16 protein-coding genes are annotated in these 13,090 nt (G+C 67.6%); 8 read left to right on the top strand and 8 right to left on the bottom strand.

From position 1 onward, the window contains the following. Nucleotides 1-14: 14 nt before the first annotated feature. Nucleotides 15-1,040, bottom strand: coding sequence for an SDR family NAD(P)-dependent oxidoreductase (locus tag ACSQ18_RS14560; RefSeq protein WP_436038129.1), 1,026 nt, complete (start codon nt 1,038-1,040; stop codon nt 15-17). A 134-nt stretch (nt 1,041-1,174) separates the two neighbouring features. On the opposite strand from ACSQ18_RS14560, the gene ACSQ18_RS14555 reads away from it, so the two are divergent. Further along, nucleotides 1,175-1,729, top strand: coding sequence for a TetR family transcriptional regulator (locus ACSQ18_RS14555; protein WP_436038127.1), 555 nt, complete (start codon nt 1,175-1,177; stop codon nt 1,727-1,729). Between the two features lie 7 nt (nt 1,730-1,736). Here ACSQ18_RS14555 and ACSQ18_RS14550 read toward each other — a convergent pair whose 3' ends face one another. The 3 genes from ACSQ18_RS14550 to ACSQ18_RS14540 all read right to left on the bottom strand — a co-directional run bounded on the left by ACSQ18_RS14550 (nt 1,737) and on the right by ACSQ18_RS14540 (nt 3,397). Next, nucleotides 1,737-2,345 (bottom strand): dihydrofolate reductase family protein, encoded by a 609-nt coding sequence (locus tag ACSQ18_RS14550; protein WP_436038125.1) that lies wholly within the window; start codon nt 2,343-2,345, stop codon nt 1,737-1,739. A gap of 75 nt (nt 2,346-2,420) precedes the next feature. Continuing rightward, complete coding sequence (locus ACSQ18_RS14545; RefSeq protein WP_436038123.1) at nt 2,421-2,894, bottom strand: MarR family winged helix-turn-helix transcriptional regulator; 474 nt, start codon at nt 2,892-2,894, stop codon at nt 2,421-2,423. Beyond that, nucleotides 2,891-3,397, bottom strand: a complete 507-nt coding sequence (locus ACSQ18_RS14540; protein WP_301038522.1) for a glutathione peroxidase — start codon at nt 3,395-3,397, stop codon at nt 2,891-2,893. The genes ACSQ18_RS14545 and ACSQ18_RS14540 overlap by 4 nt, the downstream gene beginning before the upstream one ends. Before the next feature lie 93 nt (nt 3,398-3,490). Between ACSQ18_RS14540 and ACSQ18_RS14535 the strand changes: the two genes are divergently transcribed. Further along, nucleotides 3,491-4,366, top strand: a complete 876-nt coding sequence (locus tag ACSQ18_RS14535; protein ID WP_436038122.1) for a zinc-ribbon domain-containing protein — start codon at nt 3,491-3,493, stop codon at nt 4,364-4,366. A 13-nt stretch (nt 4,367-4,379) separates the two neighbouring features. On the opposite strand, the gene ACSQ18_RS14530 is transcribed toward ACSQ18_RS14535, so the two are convergent. Beyond that, a complete protein-coding gene (locus ACSQ18_RS14530; protein ID WP_436038121.1) occupies nt 4,380-5,408 on the bottom strand; it encodes a LacI family DNA-binding transcriptional regulator in 1,029 nt (342 codons plus the stop codon). A 159-nt stretch (nt 5,409-5,567) separates the two neighbouring features. Between ACSQ18_RS14530 and ACSQ18_RS14525 the strand changes: the two genes are divergently transcribed. From ACSQ18_RS14525 to ACSQ18_RS14515, 3 genes are all read left to right on the top strand, one after another. Further along, on the top strand, nt 5,568-6,503 hold the full coding sequence (locus ACSQ18_RS14525) for a dihydrodipicolinate synthase family protein (RefSeq protein ID WP_436038120.1): 936 nt from the start codon (nt 5,568-5,570) through the stop codon (nt 6,501-6,503). A gap of 90 nt (nt 6,504-6,593) precedes the next feature. Beyond that, on the top strand, nt 6,594-7,910 hold the full coding sequence (locus ACSQ18_RS14520; RefSeq protein ID WP_436038118.1) for an Nramp family divalent metal transporter: 1,317 nt from the start codon (nt 6,594-6,596) through the stop codon (nt 7,908-7,910). A 147-nt stretch (nt 7,911-8,057) separates the two neighbouring features. Beyond that, nucleotides 8,058-8,828, top strand: a complete 771-nt coding sequence (locus tag ACSQ18_RS14515; protein ID WP_436038117.1) for a GntR family transcriptional regulator — start codon at nt 8,058-8,060, stop codon at nt 8,826-8,828. Between the two features lie 276 nt (nt 8,829-9,104). Here ACSQ18_RS14515 and ACSQ18_RS14510 read toward each other — a convergent pair whose 3' ends face one another. Continuing rightward, the gene (locus tag ACSQ18_RS14510; protein WP_436038116.1) at nt 9,105-9,404 is read right to left on the bottom strand and encodes a helix-turn-helix domain-containing protein; all 300 of its coding nucleotides are present in this window, start codon (nt 9,402-9,404) and stop codon (nt 9,105-9,107) included. 179 nt (nt 9,405-9,583) lie between these two features. On the opposite strand from ACSQ18_RS14510, the gene ACSQ18_RS14505 reads away from it, so the two are divergent. Then, nucleotides 9,584-10,213 (top strand): hypothetical protein, encoded by a 630-nt coding sequence (locus ACSQ18_RS14505; RefSeq protein ID WP_436038115.1) that lies wholly within the window; start codon nt 9,584-9,586, stop codon nt 10,211-10,213. Nucleotides 10,214-10,305: 92 nt separating this feature from the next. On the opposite strand, the gene ACSQ18_RS14500 is transcribed toward ACSQ18_RS14505, so the two are convergent. Next, nucleotides 10,306-10,656, bottom strand: a complete 351-nt coding sequence (locus ACSQ18_RS14500; protein WP_436038114.1) for a hypothetical protein — start codon at nt 10,654-10,656, stop codon at nt 10,306-10,308. Between the two features lie 277 nt (nt 10,657-10,933). Between ACSQ18_RS14500 and ACSQ18_RS14495 the strand changes: the two genes are divergently transcribed. After that, a complete protein-coding gene (locus tag ACSQ18_RS14495; RefSeq protein ID WP_436038112.1) occupies nt 10,934-11,656 on the top strand; it encodes a DUF2599 domain-containing protein in 723 nt (240 codons plus the stop codon). 179 nt (nt 11,657-11,835) lie between these two features. Here the strand turns inward: ACSQ18_RS14495 and ACSQ18_RS14490 are convergent, their stop codons facing one another. Then, a complete protein-coding gene (locus ACSQ18_RS14490; protein ID WP_160142570.1) occupies nt 11,836-12,006 on the bottom strand; it encodes a hypothetical protein in 171 nt (56 codons plus the stop codon). Nucleotides 12,007-12,182: 176 nt separating this feature from the next. Here ACSQ18_RS14490 and ACSQ18_RS14485 point away from each other — a divergent pair, with 176 nt between their 5' ends. Next, a complete protein-coding gene (locus tag ACSQ18_RS14485) occupies nt 12,183-12,893 on the top strand; it encodes a hypothetical protein (RefSeq protein ID WP_436038111.1) in 711 nt (236 codons plus the stop codon). The last annotated feature ends 197 nt before the right edge of the window (nt 12,894-13,090 follow it).

The raw sequence follows: 13,090 nt of genomic DNA, 5'->3' as shown, positions 1-13,090 counted from the left end.
CGTCGGGTGCGGTCCTAGACCGCCGACCAGCCGCCGTCCGACGGGAGGATCACGCCGTTGACGTTGGTGCCGTCGTCGCTCAGCAGGAACGTGATCGATGCCGCGAGCTGTTCGGGCTCGGCGATCGGCGGGAGCATGGCCATCGCCGCGGCGATCCGCTGCTGGTACTCGCCCGACATGTCGGGGCCGGCGATGTTGGTCGCGACAGGCCCGGGAGCGACGGCGTTGATGCGGATGCCGCGGGGTGCGTACATGAACGCGGCGCTGCGCGTGAGGCCGACGACGGCGTGCTTCGACGCGGTGTAGGCGGCACCGGCGGCCGAGCCGCGGAGTCCCGCCTCGGAGGCCACGTTGACGATCGCGCCCGTTCCCGCCGCGAGCATCACCGGCAGTACGGCGCGGCTGAGCCGGAACATGCCGTCGACGTTGACGGCGAACACGCGCTCCCAGATCGCGTCGCTCACCTCGTGCAGCGGGCTCATGTCGTCCATGATCCCGGCGATGTTCGCGAGCCCGTCGATGCGGGGGCCGGCGGCGGCCACGATGGCGGCGACGCCGTCGGCATCCGTGATGTCGGCCGTCACCGCGACGATGTGCTCGTCGCCGTGTTCCGCGGCGAGCTCCTCGAGGCGGGACGCCGAGACGTCGACGGCGACGACGCGGCCGCCCTCGCGGACGATGCGCGTCGCCGTGGCGCGGCCGATCCCCGAGCCGGCGCCGGTGACGATGACGGTGCGACCGTCGAACCGGCCGGGGGTGATCTGCTCGCGCCACACGGCGTCGTCGTCGTCTTCGGTGTCGTCGCTCTCGACGGGGGCGGTGCCGCCGTTGGCGCGCCGAACCATGTCGTCGATGACCTCCTGGGGCAACTGACCCTTGCTCATGCTGACCAGGCGCTGCAGCGACAGCAGGCGGACGGGCGCGAGGGCCTTCTCGGTCTGACCGCCCTGGGCCAGCAGGTCGCGCAGCAGCGGGCCGCCGACGGGATGCTTCAGCCAGTCGCCGATCGAACTCTTCGCGGTCAGGGGCTTGTCGGCCATGGTCGTTCCTCTCGGGTGCCGGCACCGGTGCCGGGTGTCCTCGATTCTCGGCCGTGAAAAACGCAATGTCAACACTGTTGACTTGTGTGCGATGCGGGTCGGCCGAGTTGGCATACTCGGGGGAGGAGGTGGTCATGGGCGGTGCGAAGGGCAAGACCCGGGAAGCGATCGCGGATGCCGCGGCATCCCTGTTCGCGACGGACGGCTACGCCGCCACCTCCGTCCGCAGGATCGCTCGGGAAGCCGGCGCCGATCCCGCCATGGTGATCCGTCACTACGGCTCGAAGGAGCAGCTGTTCCTGCACACCATGCAGGTACTACCGGGCGACGCGCTGCGCTTCGACGAACCCTGGGACACCCTCGGCACTCGGATCGTCGAGTACGTGCTGGATGCCGACGACCGGCTGCGGTCGGTGTACCTCGAGCTCATCCGCGGCAGCGACGCCGGTCGCATCGGCTCGGCCCTGAGCGCTGCGCACGAGGAGAACTTCGTCGCGCCGCTGGTCGAGGTGCTCCCCGGACCACACGCGGAACTGCGCGCTCGGCTCGTCGCCGCCATGGTCGGCGGACTCATGTACGCGCTGTGGATCGTCGAGGACGAGAACCTGTCGCGCACCGATCGCGCCGACGTCATCGCCCACTACGCGCCCGCACTCCAGCGCCTCATCACCCCCGACCCGGCGGCGTAGCGCAGACTCAGCGCCCGATCCGCCGGTACTTCACGTGCGTGGCGAGCGGGGAGTGCAGCACCTCGACGGGCTCGAAGTCGAAGGTCGCGTCGTCGTCGAAGATGCGCTCGCCCGACCCCAGCAGCACCGGCGCGATGTCGAGGGTGAGCTCGTCGACCACTCCGGCGGCGAGGGCCTGTCGCACGGTCGACGCGCCGCCGGCGATGGCGACGCCGCGGTCGCCCGCCGCCTCGACGGCGCGCGAGTACGCCGCGTCGAACCCCGCCGTCACGAAGTGGAAAGTCGTGCCGCCGGCCATCTCGATCGGCTCGTGCGGATGGTGCGTGAGCACGAAGACGGGTGCGTGGTAGGGCGGCTCGTCGCCCCACCATCCCCGCCAGTCCTCGCTCCACTCGCCGCGCACGGGGCCGAACATGTTCCGGCCCATGACGTACGCGCCGCGCGGTCGGCCCAGCCAGGCGGACGCCTCGGCATCCGCCGCCGTCGCCCGCGGATCGCCGAGGTGCCAGCGGTGCAGCTCCATGCCCCGCGCGCCGAGCGGCTGCTCGAGCGACTGCTCCGGCCCGGCGATGAAGCCGTCGAGCGACATCGACACGTGACAGGTGGTATCCGGCATCCTCGCGCCTTTCGTCGGTTCGCTCGCACGGTACCGCACGCTGCCGACACGGCTCGAGGGGTGACCGCCGGTACCTCAGCCGAGGGCGGCGACGGCGGCGTCGCGGTCGAAGTCGAGCATCGACGCGCGCAGCCGGCCGAGGGATGCCGTGAGGTCCGCCGCCGCGTCGGGATCGAGCCCGATCGCGTCGGCGATGCACCGCTCCAGCCAGTCGTGATGACCGGCGATCTCCTGAGCCCGGTCGGTGGCGGTCACGACGATCCGCCGACGATCGGCGGGGTCGATCTCGCGGGTCACGAGGCCTGCCGCCTCCAGCCGTCCCAACAGGCCGGCGACGCTGCTGGCATCCAGCATCAGCACCTCGGCGATGCGTCCCGGCGTCGTGCGCGGCTCTTCGGCGAGCACCGCGAGCACGAGCATCTGCGGGTAGCTGATCCCCCAGGGGGCGAGCAGGTCGCGGTACAGCTGCACGGTCGCGTTCGCGGCGGCGTACAGCGACAGGCACAGCGACCGCTCGATCGCGAGCGCCGGCGCGGGATCGCCGGTCACGCGTCGCCGGCGTCGCCCGCCGAGGGCAGGGCCGCCTCGATCGCGGCGATGACGGCGGGGTCGTCGGGCAGCGTCCGCGGTGAGAAGCGCGCGACGTCGCCGGTGGGGCTGATGACGAACTTCTCGAAGTTCCAGCTGATGCCGCCGGCCTTGCCGTCGGCGCCGGGCACCGTGGTGAGCGCCTGGTAGAGCGGGTGGGCCTTCTTCCCGTTGAGCTTGACCTTCTCCGACATCGGGAACGTCACGCCCCAGGTGGCCGAGCAGTACTCGGCGATCTTCTCCTCGGAGCCGAGCTCCTGCAGGAACTGGTTGCTGGGGAAGCCGATCACCGTGAAGCCGCGGTCGGCGTACTTCTTGTGGAGCGCTTCGAGCGTCTCGTACTGGGGGGCGAGCCCGCAGCGGGAGGCGACGTTGACGACGAGGGCGGCGCGGCCGGCGGTGAGCTCGCCGAAGGTCGTGTGTTCGCCGCGGAGGGTGGTGACGGGGATGTCCTGGAGTTCCATACCTTTAGTCTCGCGCGCAAATAGTGGGGATGCAAGATAAATCCTCGGATGCCGCGGGCCGGCATGTCGGTAGCCGCTCCTACCCTCGGGTTCATGGCGGAGCGGGTCGAGGCGTGGTGGGCGCGTCGACAGTGGTCGAAGGGGGTAGCCGAGCCCTACGCCGTCGGCACCTATCGCGAGGCGTGGGCGGCGTATCCCGCCCTCATCCGTCAGTACCACCCCGAACTCAACGCGGGCATCACCCTCACGCAGATCCCCCCGGCGGCCGACGTGCTGCTGCTGTGGGAGTGCGACGCGGGCCACCGTTTCGCCGCCACCCCCGAAGAGCAGCGGGCCCGGCCGGGGCGGGAGCGACGCCGCAGCGCGTGGTGCCCGGAGTGCGCCGAACGGGCGAATCCGCGCCGGGTCGTCGCGCTCCCGATGAGGGATGCCGTCCCCGCCCCGGAGGCTCCCCTCGTCACCGAGGCGAGCCTTCTGCGCGCCCGGCGTCCGAAGCGTGCCGTGCGCCTCTGCGACAAGACGCCCGCGCTCCCGGTCGGGGAGCCGTTCGTCTCCGAGTGCGCTCCGGCACCGGCATCCGCTGTCGAAGACCGCCTGCGTGCCGACCTCTTCGGGCGGGTCGCGGTGACGCCGGGCCGCAACGCCGTCCGCGTCGCTCGTCCGTTCTTCACGCACCTGGAGGTATGGCCGGATCTCCTGCTTCCGGAACTGCGGATCGCGATCGAGTACGACACGATCGGCAGGCACGGCCTGGAGCACGTCGGCCGCCGCGAGGACGCCGACCGGAGGAAGGACCGTGCACTCCGGAGCGCGGGATGGGAAGTGGTGCGACTGCGCACCGGCCGTCTCGAACCGCTGGGCCCGCACGACCTGCAGCTCGGCGCCTGGAATGCGCGCGCTCTCGGGAGGCTCATCGACGTGCTGCGCGACATCCGCGGGCCGCTGATGGTCGACGCCTACCTGGTGTGACCCTTAAACGAGGTCAGTGCGGTGTGGTTCCGCGGGGCTGGCCGGGGCGCGCGGTCGACGCTCGCGGGATGAGGGTGGGGAGCGCGCGGCGGGACGAGGGGGTCTCGGCGCCGTCGAGGAGGAGCTCGATGGCGGTGGCCGCGATCTGGTCGAACGGGGTGTGGACGCTCGTCATGGGAGTGGGCAGTCGCGATGCGAGCGGGATGTCGTTGTAGCCGACGACCGACAGATCGCGGGCCACCCGGATGCCGAGCGAGAGCGCCGCGCTCACCACTCCGATCGCGAGGTTGTCGTTCGCGGCGAAGACCGCCGTCGGGCGCTTCTCCGAGTCGACCAGGAGTTGTCGGCCGGCCTCCACCCCGTGGTCGACGCCGTAGCCGGCCCAGACGATGCGCTCGTCGGGCACCGTCAGACCTGCCTCGCCGAGAGCGCGGAGCGCGCCGGCGTGGCGGTCGACGCCCGTGGACGTGAAGCGCGGCCCGTTGACGAGGGCGATCTCGCGATGCCCGAGGTCGATGAGGTGCCGTACCGCCAGGTACCCGCCGGCTTCGTCGTCGCCGAGAGACGACGGGCTCACGCGATCGGTTCGCAGCACCAGGACGTGCGGGATGCCGCGAGAGCGGAGGGAGGCGGGGAGGTCGTCGTCGAGCCGCGCGGTTGCCAGGATCAGCCCGTCGAGTCCGCGGTCTAGGAGTGTCTCGGTGGCGCGGCGCTCCTCGGCGGGGTCATCGCCGCAGGTGGCGACGACGGCGAAGTAGCCCTGGCGTCGCGCCGTGCGCTCGATCGCTTCGAACATGAGCGCCATCACGGCATCCGTGAGGCGCGGCACGAGCACACCGATCGTCGCCGTTGCGCCGCGACGCAGACTCGACGCGTACATGTTGCGGCGGTAGCCGAGGCGGTCGGCGGTGTCGCGCACCTTCTGCGCCGTCGCCGTGCGCGAAGAGGGCATGCGCTCGTCGAGCACTCGACTCACCGTCGAGATGCTGACGCCCGCAGCATCGGCGACGTCGCGCAGCGTGACGGTCTGCCGTTCGGCCATCGGTCCTCCTCGTTCCTGCCGAGTCTAGGCGTCTTGGGAACGTTTGCAGACCCACTCTTGACATCGCGCGCGAGGTCGGCGCATACTCATTTCTGCAAACGTTCCTGCAATCGTTATTGTGAACGTTTCTACACCGACGTGAAACGCAAGGAGAACATCATGGTCCTCGACCTCCGCGGCCTGAACCCCGCCCCTGTCACCCCCTTCACCGAGGACGGCGATGTCGACTTCGCCGCCATTCAGCGCCTCGGCTCCTGGCTCGGCTCCATCGACGGCGTGAAGAGCCTCGTCGTCCTGGGCCACGCCGGTGAGGGCACCTTCCTCACCGAGCCGGAGCAGCTCGACGTCATCCGCGCCTTCCGCGACTCGGTGGAGGGACGGCTGCCGATCATCGCCGGCATCACCAAGGAGGGGAACAAGACCGCCGCGCTCGAGGCGAAGGCCGCCGCGGATGCCGGGGCCGTCGGCGCGCTCGTCTACCCCTCGCACGGCTGGCTCCGCTTCGGCTTCCAGCCGGGCGCCCCGCAGACCCGTTACCGCGCGATCTGGGAGGAATCGGGCCTCGAGGAGATCCTCTTCCAGTACCCCGACAACACCAAGGCGACGTACGACCTGGATACGCAGCTGGAGATCGCCGGGCAGGAGGGCGTGAACCACACCAAGAACGGCGTGCGCAACATGAAGCGGTGGTACACCGAGATCCCCGCGCTGCGTGCGGCCTACCCGGAGCTCCAGATCCTCTCGTGCCACGACGAGTACCTGCTGCCCACGATGTTCGACGTCGACGGTCTGCTCGTCGGCTACGGCAACATCGCACCCGAAGCGCTCGTCGACCTCATCGCCGCCGGCAAGGCGAAGGACTACGCCGCCGCCCACGCGATCCACGAGAAGCTGTTCCCCGTCACAAAGGCCGTCTACCACCGTGGCTCGCACATGGAGGGGACGGTGGCGCTCAAGTGGGGTCTCGTCAACCGCGGCATCCTGAGTCACGCGACGGTGCGCACGCCTCTGCTGCCACTGCCCGACGGGGCGTCGGCGGAGATCGCCGCGGCGTTCCGCTCGGCTGAACTCGCACCGGTCACCGTCTCGGCCTGACCTCCTCCTCGTCGCATCATGCGACAACCCCTCGTCGTCAATGAAGACCGAGCGGCCAGTGGCCGCCCTCCTCGAAGGAGAGCAACACGCATGAACGAACACGTCGCCTCACGGCCGCCGGCAACACCGGGCACCGGCCACGGCCGCATCGATACTGAGACGGTGCGCAACATCGTCGAGTCACGGAAGACCCGCCGCACCCTCTGGCGCCAGCTCGCGCTGATCGGGCCCGCATTCGTCGCGGGCGCCTGGCAGTTCGGGCCCGGCAACCTGACCACGGCGATGAACGCCGGTGCCCTGTACGGATACGCGCTCATCTGGGTGATCATCGTGTCGACGATCCTCATGATCTTCCTCACCGACATGAGCGTGCGCCTCGGCATCCGCACTCCCGTCTCGCTGATCTCCTCGATCAAGGAGCGCCTGGGCGGATGGGTCGGCGTCGTCGCCGGTGTCGGCGTCTTCCTCATCACCCTGTGCTTTTCGGTCGGAAACGCCGTCGGCTCCGGCGTCGGCCTGTCGATGCTCATCCCTGGCACGTCGCCGGTCATGTGGACCGTCATCTGCACGGTCGCCGTGGCCTCGATCCTGCTGCTCAAGGGAATCTACGGAATCGTAGAGAAGGTTCTCATCGTGATCGTCGCGCTCATGGCGGTCAGCTTCATCGTGTCGGCATTCGTGTCGAACCCCGACTGGGCTGCGGCCGGCGCGGGCCTCATCCCCGTTGTCCCGGATGGGGCGTGGCTGCTGATCATCGGCCTCGTCGGCACGAACTTCTCGATCAACGCGGCTTTCTACACGTCGTACGGCACCAAGGCGCGCCGCCGCACCGAGACCGACTACCGCGACATCACGATGGTCGACACGATTCCCGGCATCATCGCGCCCGGCATCATGACGGCGCTCGTGATCGTCGTGGCTGCCGCCGTTCTCAACTCGACCGGCACCGACGCTCCAGGAGCGTTCGGTGGACTCGCGAAGATCTTCGAGCCGATCGCCGGCCCTGTCGGGGCGTGGATCTTCGCGCTCGGATTCTTCGGCTCCGCGTTCTCCTCCATGATCCCGAACTGCATCGCCGGCGGAACGATGCTCTCCGATGCTCTCGGGAAGGGCGCATCGGCCGACACCCGCACCGCGCGGCTCGGCAGCGCCTTCATTCTCGCCTTCGGCCTCACGGTGACGATCGTGTTCGCCGGATCGTCGCCGGTGGAGCTGATCATCATCGCGCAGGCGCTGACGGTACTGTTCGCTCCGATCCTCGCCGCCCTCATCCTGATCATGGCCAACGACCGCAAGCTCATGGGCCAGCTGCGGAACCGCTGGTGGCAGAACGCCTTCGGCGTCCTGGGCCTCGTCACGGTCGTCGCGCTCTCGGTGCGCCTCATCGTGAGTCTCGTCGGCGGCTGACCCCCGGCGCCCCGACGGACGCCCCCCGGCTACCACCGGGGGGCGTCCGCGCGCCGCGGCCTCCCCGCGGGCAGAAACACGCGTGAAACGCCGACCGCCTACCGTCTACTCCCAGGGAGCGGGTGAGACGGGGAGGGGGATGCCGCGATGCTGACGCCCGAACTGGTCCGAGCCGTCGAGGCGCTGCGCGGCATGGTCGATGTCGCCGTCACCCAGGGCCTAGAGAAGCTGCCCGCCGAACGCGGCCTCGCCGACCGGCTGGGGGTCTCCCGCAACATGGTGCGCCGGGCGCTGGAGATCCTCGAAAGCGAGGGAGCGGTCGTTCGCTCGCCCGGGCGTGGCGGCGGGGCGTTCATCACGGCGGTCACCGACGCCGCTCCCGTCTCGCCGACGCTGTTCGACGCGCACGAACGCAAGCTCGAACGCGATCTCAACGCCATCAAGGGCATCCCGCAGATGCTCGCCGAGCAGGGGTTCGAAGCCACCACGCGCGTACTGTCGGAGTCGATCGAGCCGGCGTCGCCGGGCATCGCGGCGGCCCTTCGGCTGCGCGAGGGGGCACCGGTCGTGTCGCTCCTGCGTCTGCGGCTGGCCGACGGGCAGCCACTGTCGCTCGAGCGCATGTTCCTCGACGCGGAGCTGTTCCCCGACCTCCTCGACCACAGTCCGATCGGGTCGCTCTACGCACTCCTGGCCGCGCAGTACGGGGTGACCGTCGCGACCGCCGAGGAGCAGGTGGAGGTGGTGGAGGCATCCCGTCAGGTCGCTACTCTCCTCGACCTGAAGCCCTGGGCACCGGTTCTGGCGTTGCGTCGGGTGAGCCGCCGCGACGACGGCACTCCCGTCGAGGCATCCATCGATCTGTTCCGCCCGGAGCTCACCCGCCTCATCGTGCGCACCGTCGTCGGCGAGCACTGAGATCGCGCCCGGCCGCGCAGCGCGGGGTGGCGTCGCCCACCAGTACGACGTCTTGTGGGGCGACTGGCCCCGAGGCGAAAGCACCTTTCAGCAGATCCTCGATCAGCTCGCCGGTATCAACGGATAGCGCGCGCGGAGTGCAGAAGACCAGGTTCCCCGGCCCAATTCTGCCGATTTCTCGTGCCGGTACAGCGAACTAGGTCGATGGACAGTTAACTCGTTGAAGCCGCGTGGAGGCATCGCACACCGAGCCGAGCACCAAAGACGCGTCGGCTCTTAGCCCCGCCCCCGTAGCGACCTTGAGTAGTCTTCTTCGGAGTACGGCTTTACGGTGTGCGGAAGGTCAGCGGCCGACAGCCCCCGAACCAGTTGCTCTACCTGGGTATTCAGCGCGGTCGCGATCTGGACCAGCAGGTGTAGCGTCGGATTGCCCTTGCCCTGTTCGATCTTCGCGAGGTGGGCGGCGTCCATATCTGCTCGGTTCGCTAAAGCGCTCCGGGAAGCGCCCTGCTGCTCACGAAGCGAACGCACTCGGTGTCCAAGCCGAGCTGACGCGGAAGAACGTGGCCTAGTCACCCCCCGAATGTATGGCTGTGATCATCGAGTGCGGTGAAGTTATCCACAGCCTCGCTCTAACCATTGAGGGCGATGGCTTTCGTCCCTAGTTCTGAATCCTTTGGTGACGATGCAGAGAAGCGGACATAGTTCTAGTCCGCCACGCAGGAGCGTCGCGGCTGAGAAAGGACAACAGCTTCATGTCTGCACGCAAGATTCACCGAAACGTGCTGTTCGTCGCAGCAATTGCGGCTCTGTGTCTGACGGTGTCACCTGCCGCAGCGACCGCCGCCAACCATGTGAATGAGAAGACCGGTAGGGGGTCGATGTCCACTGTGAACCGTTCCACTCCACCAGACGACCGCCTTGCCGGGCTCAGCCGAGCGGAGATCAACCTCTACAAGTCCGACGCAATGAAGAGGATCGTGATCGACGCTTCAGACGGATCGGTAGAGTCCGTCGAGCCGCTCACTACCTCCCAACTGCGGAAGCTGCAGTCGCGCGCTGAAGGACTCGCCGTTGGGCCGCGGAGCCAGGGAGTCTCGCCTCTTGCGGTCTCCGCTGGATGCTCGTCCACGACTCCCTGCTGGTACGGGGTGGGTCCCGTCTACAACTACTCCTTTACTGTTGGCACAACCAACGGGACCTGGGGCAATCGCGGCGACTTCTACACGGGAAACTACTTCGCGAAGCTCTGCTGGATCGACCCGATGAGCCTTCCAACGCGCCCCATCACTTACTGCATGCCGGAGCGGAACGGCAAGAAGGCATGGATTTCGCTCGGACAGAGCGTCACTGGGACACGAGTCAACCTGTCGACCAGCCGCTAGCACAGTCACCCGCTAGCACAGTCGTCCTTGGCGCAAAACGTGGAAGCCCGTACCGGGCGACTGCGTCAGCCGATAGGTGATCCTTGGTCCGGTCAGACGAGGAACACCATCCAGGCCACATACGCAAGGAAAAGTGCGACGCCGACTCCGCCGAGCGCGACGCCGACTGCCGGCATCAAATGGAGTCCGACTCTCTTGCGAAGAGCGACGAAGAGCACGGCCCAGACAAGAGCCAATGTGGCGCCGATCGGCCACAGCGCCCTCCCCCACACCCATTGCGCCTCTTCAGATGTCGTCGCACCGTAGGGCGGGAACTCACCGCTCAACGAAGACTGCAGGGCGCTGCCGACCGCGAGGGAGGCAACGGCGACGAGAAGGAACACTCCCAGTACAACTCGAGGCAGTGTCGTTCCGGATGTTGCAGCCCGCTGTATCTGAGTCATGCCCGAAATATACCCGCCGCGACGGACCAGAACCTGGGGCTTCAAGCTGCGTCATCAAAGCCTCCACGAAAGGAACCCAATGAAACATGACAACAAGCTCGCCTCCGCAGCGATGATCTGCGCCCTCGTCCTGTGCGGCTCGATCTCCGCTCCAACTTGGGCGGCCAGCGAGCCGGAGCCGGTCGAACCAGTCGAGCTTCTCATGGCTGCGGAGCCCGCGTTCGCCGACACTATTGCGCCCGCCACGTCAGACTCGACTCGTTCGCGAGGTGTGGAAGTGAGCGTCACAGATGCCACGATCACTTTGGCGTCCGCCGATGGTGCGCTGTCGGTTAGCGTCCCCGAGGCGACCGCGAGCTCGTCTGTGACTCCCGTGCTGTTGGAGGACGCGGAGGCGCTATTTGCGATTAAGCTCGACGAGCCCGATGCGCCCACGCGATACGACTTTCCCGTAGAGCTGCCCGAGGGCGGGGCGTACGAGATCCTCGACAACGGCGGAATCTTCTTCTTCAACGGGGCGGGCGGGTACATCGGAGGCGTCGCGCCTCCCTGGGCGAAAGATGTACACGGCAATGATGTGCCGACCTGGTTCACATATGACGACCAGACGATCACGCAGCACGTCGATACGGAGGGACTGTCCGCTGCCAATTTCCCCGTGATCGCTGACCCCTACATGGGGAAGTGGCTTATCAGTGCGGCATGGGTTACGTACCAGTCTGATCCGAAGAAGTACAAGATCAACGCCACGCCGACGCAGTACGGCCGAGACCTCGGTAGCCAGGGCGGTCAGAAGTATTTCTCATATCACCTCGCCGACTTGAAGTCCCGCCTCGGGACGAACGCCTCGAAGATCAACGCCACCATCACGAACCAGTTCTTCTGCCATGTCGCCTACAACAAGCACGGCGGCGGCCCAACGTACAACCTCGAATCGTGGACGCCGAGCCACGGATGGAACTCGCTCGTGATGATCGCCAACGCGTGCAACCCCACCTAGAAGCGCGATGACCGTATGCCCTTCTCGCCCTCGTCCCACTGTTGAGAGCGAGAGGGGGATACGGCCCAAGGGAGCGGGTGAGACGGGGAGGGGGATGCCGCGATGCTGACGCCCGAACTGGTCGGCGAGCACTGAGATCGCGCCGGGGGTGGTGCCCGGGTGCGCCTCACGAGACCGAGTCAGGAGACCGTGAACGGCAAGCTCAGCGGCGTCACGAGGGCTCCGGATTCATGTTCAGAATCGATCTTCGCGGCGTACGCGTCGGCATCTGCTTCCGAGGCGAATGCGCCCAGGACAGGAGTGTTCACGGGCGAGTCCTCAGCCCAGACGATCCACACGATGTCAGTCACGCGGTGACCCTATCTCGCTCGACGAGGCGGTCGAACCGGAGCCGCTGAACGCCTCCGAGAGCGCTCGAGACTACGCGCCGGCTTACGACCTAGGGCACGACTCGAGACGAAGTCGAGCGTTGCGACACTTTGAAGGGCACCTAGTGTGTGAGGCCCAGGCCCACGAGGAGGCAGCAATGCGCAAAAGCCGGTACCTTGCCGTCGGGGCCGCGCTCGCACTCACGATCGCTATGGGTGGGTGCGCCGCGCCCGAGAAGGCGAGTGACCCTTCCACCGTCGCGAGCGAAGTCGATGGGGAGACGTTGCGCGGCGACGCGGAGTACGACTACGACGTCCACAGGTCGATGCTCGGAGTTGTGAAGACTTCCGAGACGGCAGTCACGGGCCGCATCACCTCCTGGGCGGAGGGTCGCCAGATTCAATGCGGGGACATGCTCGATAAGCGCGCAGTCGGGGAGGTCGCCACCGACACGATCCTCGCTGGGACCGGGAAGCCTGTCTCCGTCTTCGTCGAGGTACGCCGAGGAGCGGTCGTCGTCGATGCCGACGGTGTGGAGGTGCCTCTCGAGAAGGGCACCTCCTATATCGACCCCTCCTTGCAGGAGTTGGAGGCGGCTGCCCCCGTAGGGACTCGTGTCATCGTGGCGGCGGTGAATGCAACGCCCGCGAGCGAGTATGAGAAGGACAGCTGCAAGGTCGTCAACCAAGGTGCGACCAGTGCCGAACAGCTTCTGGGTCCGGTGCCTCAGGGCTTCATTCTCGAAGACGGGGACGGTAACCACGTGAGTGGCGTCGCGGACCAGCACGACGTCGAATGGGGCGACTGGCCCCGAGGTGAAAACACTTTCCAGCAGATCCTCGATCAGCTCGCCGGTATCAACGGATAGCGCGCGCGGAGTGCAGAAGATCAGGTTCCTCGACACGAGACCCTGATGGTTCGCAGGGCGCGCGTGTTACGACCAGAAATGGTTGCCCCGCCTGACGGCCCCATCTTTTACACGGCGTTCACAGTCGTCCGCCGGACCAGAAATGGTCCACGACGAACCTTGACCTCGAAGAGTCGTCCCGAGCTGCCCCACCCGAG

This window comes from Microbacterium sp. LjRoot45, assembly GCF_964253325.1.
GTDB lineage: Bacteria > Actinomycetota > Actinomycetes > Actinomycetales > Microbacteriaceae > Microbacterium.
This window is presented reverse-complemented; position numbering and strand designations above follow the sequence as displayed.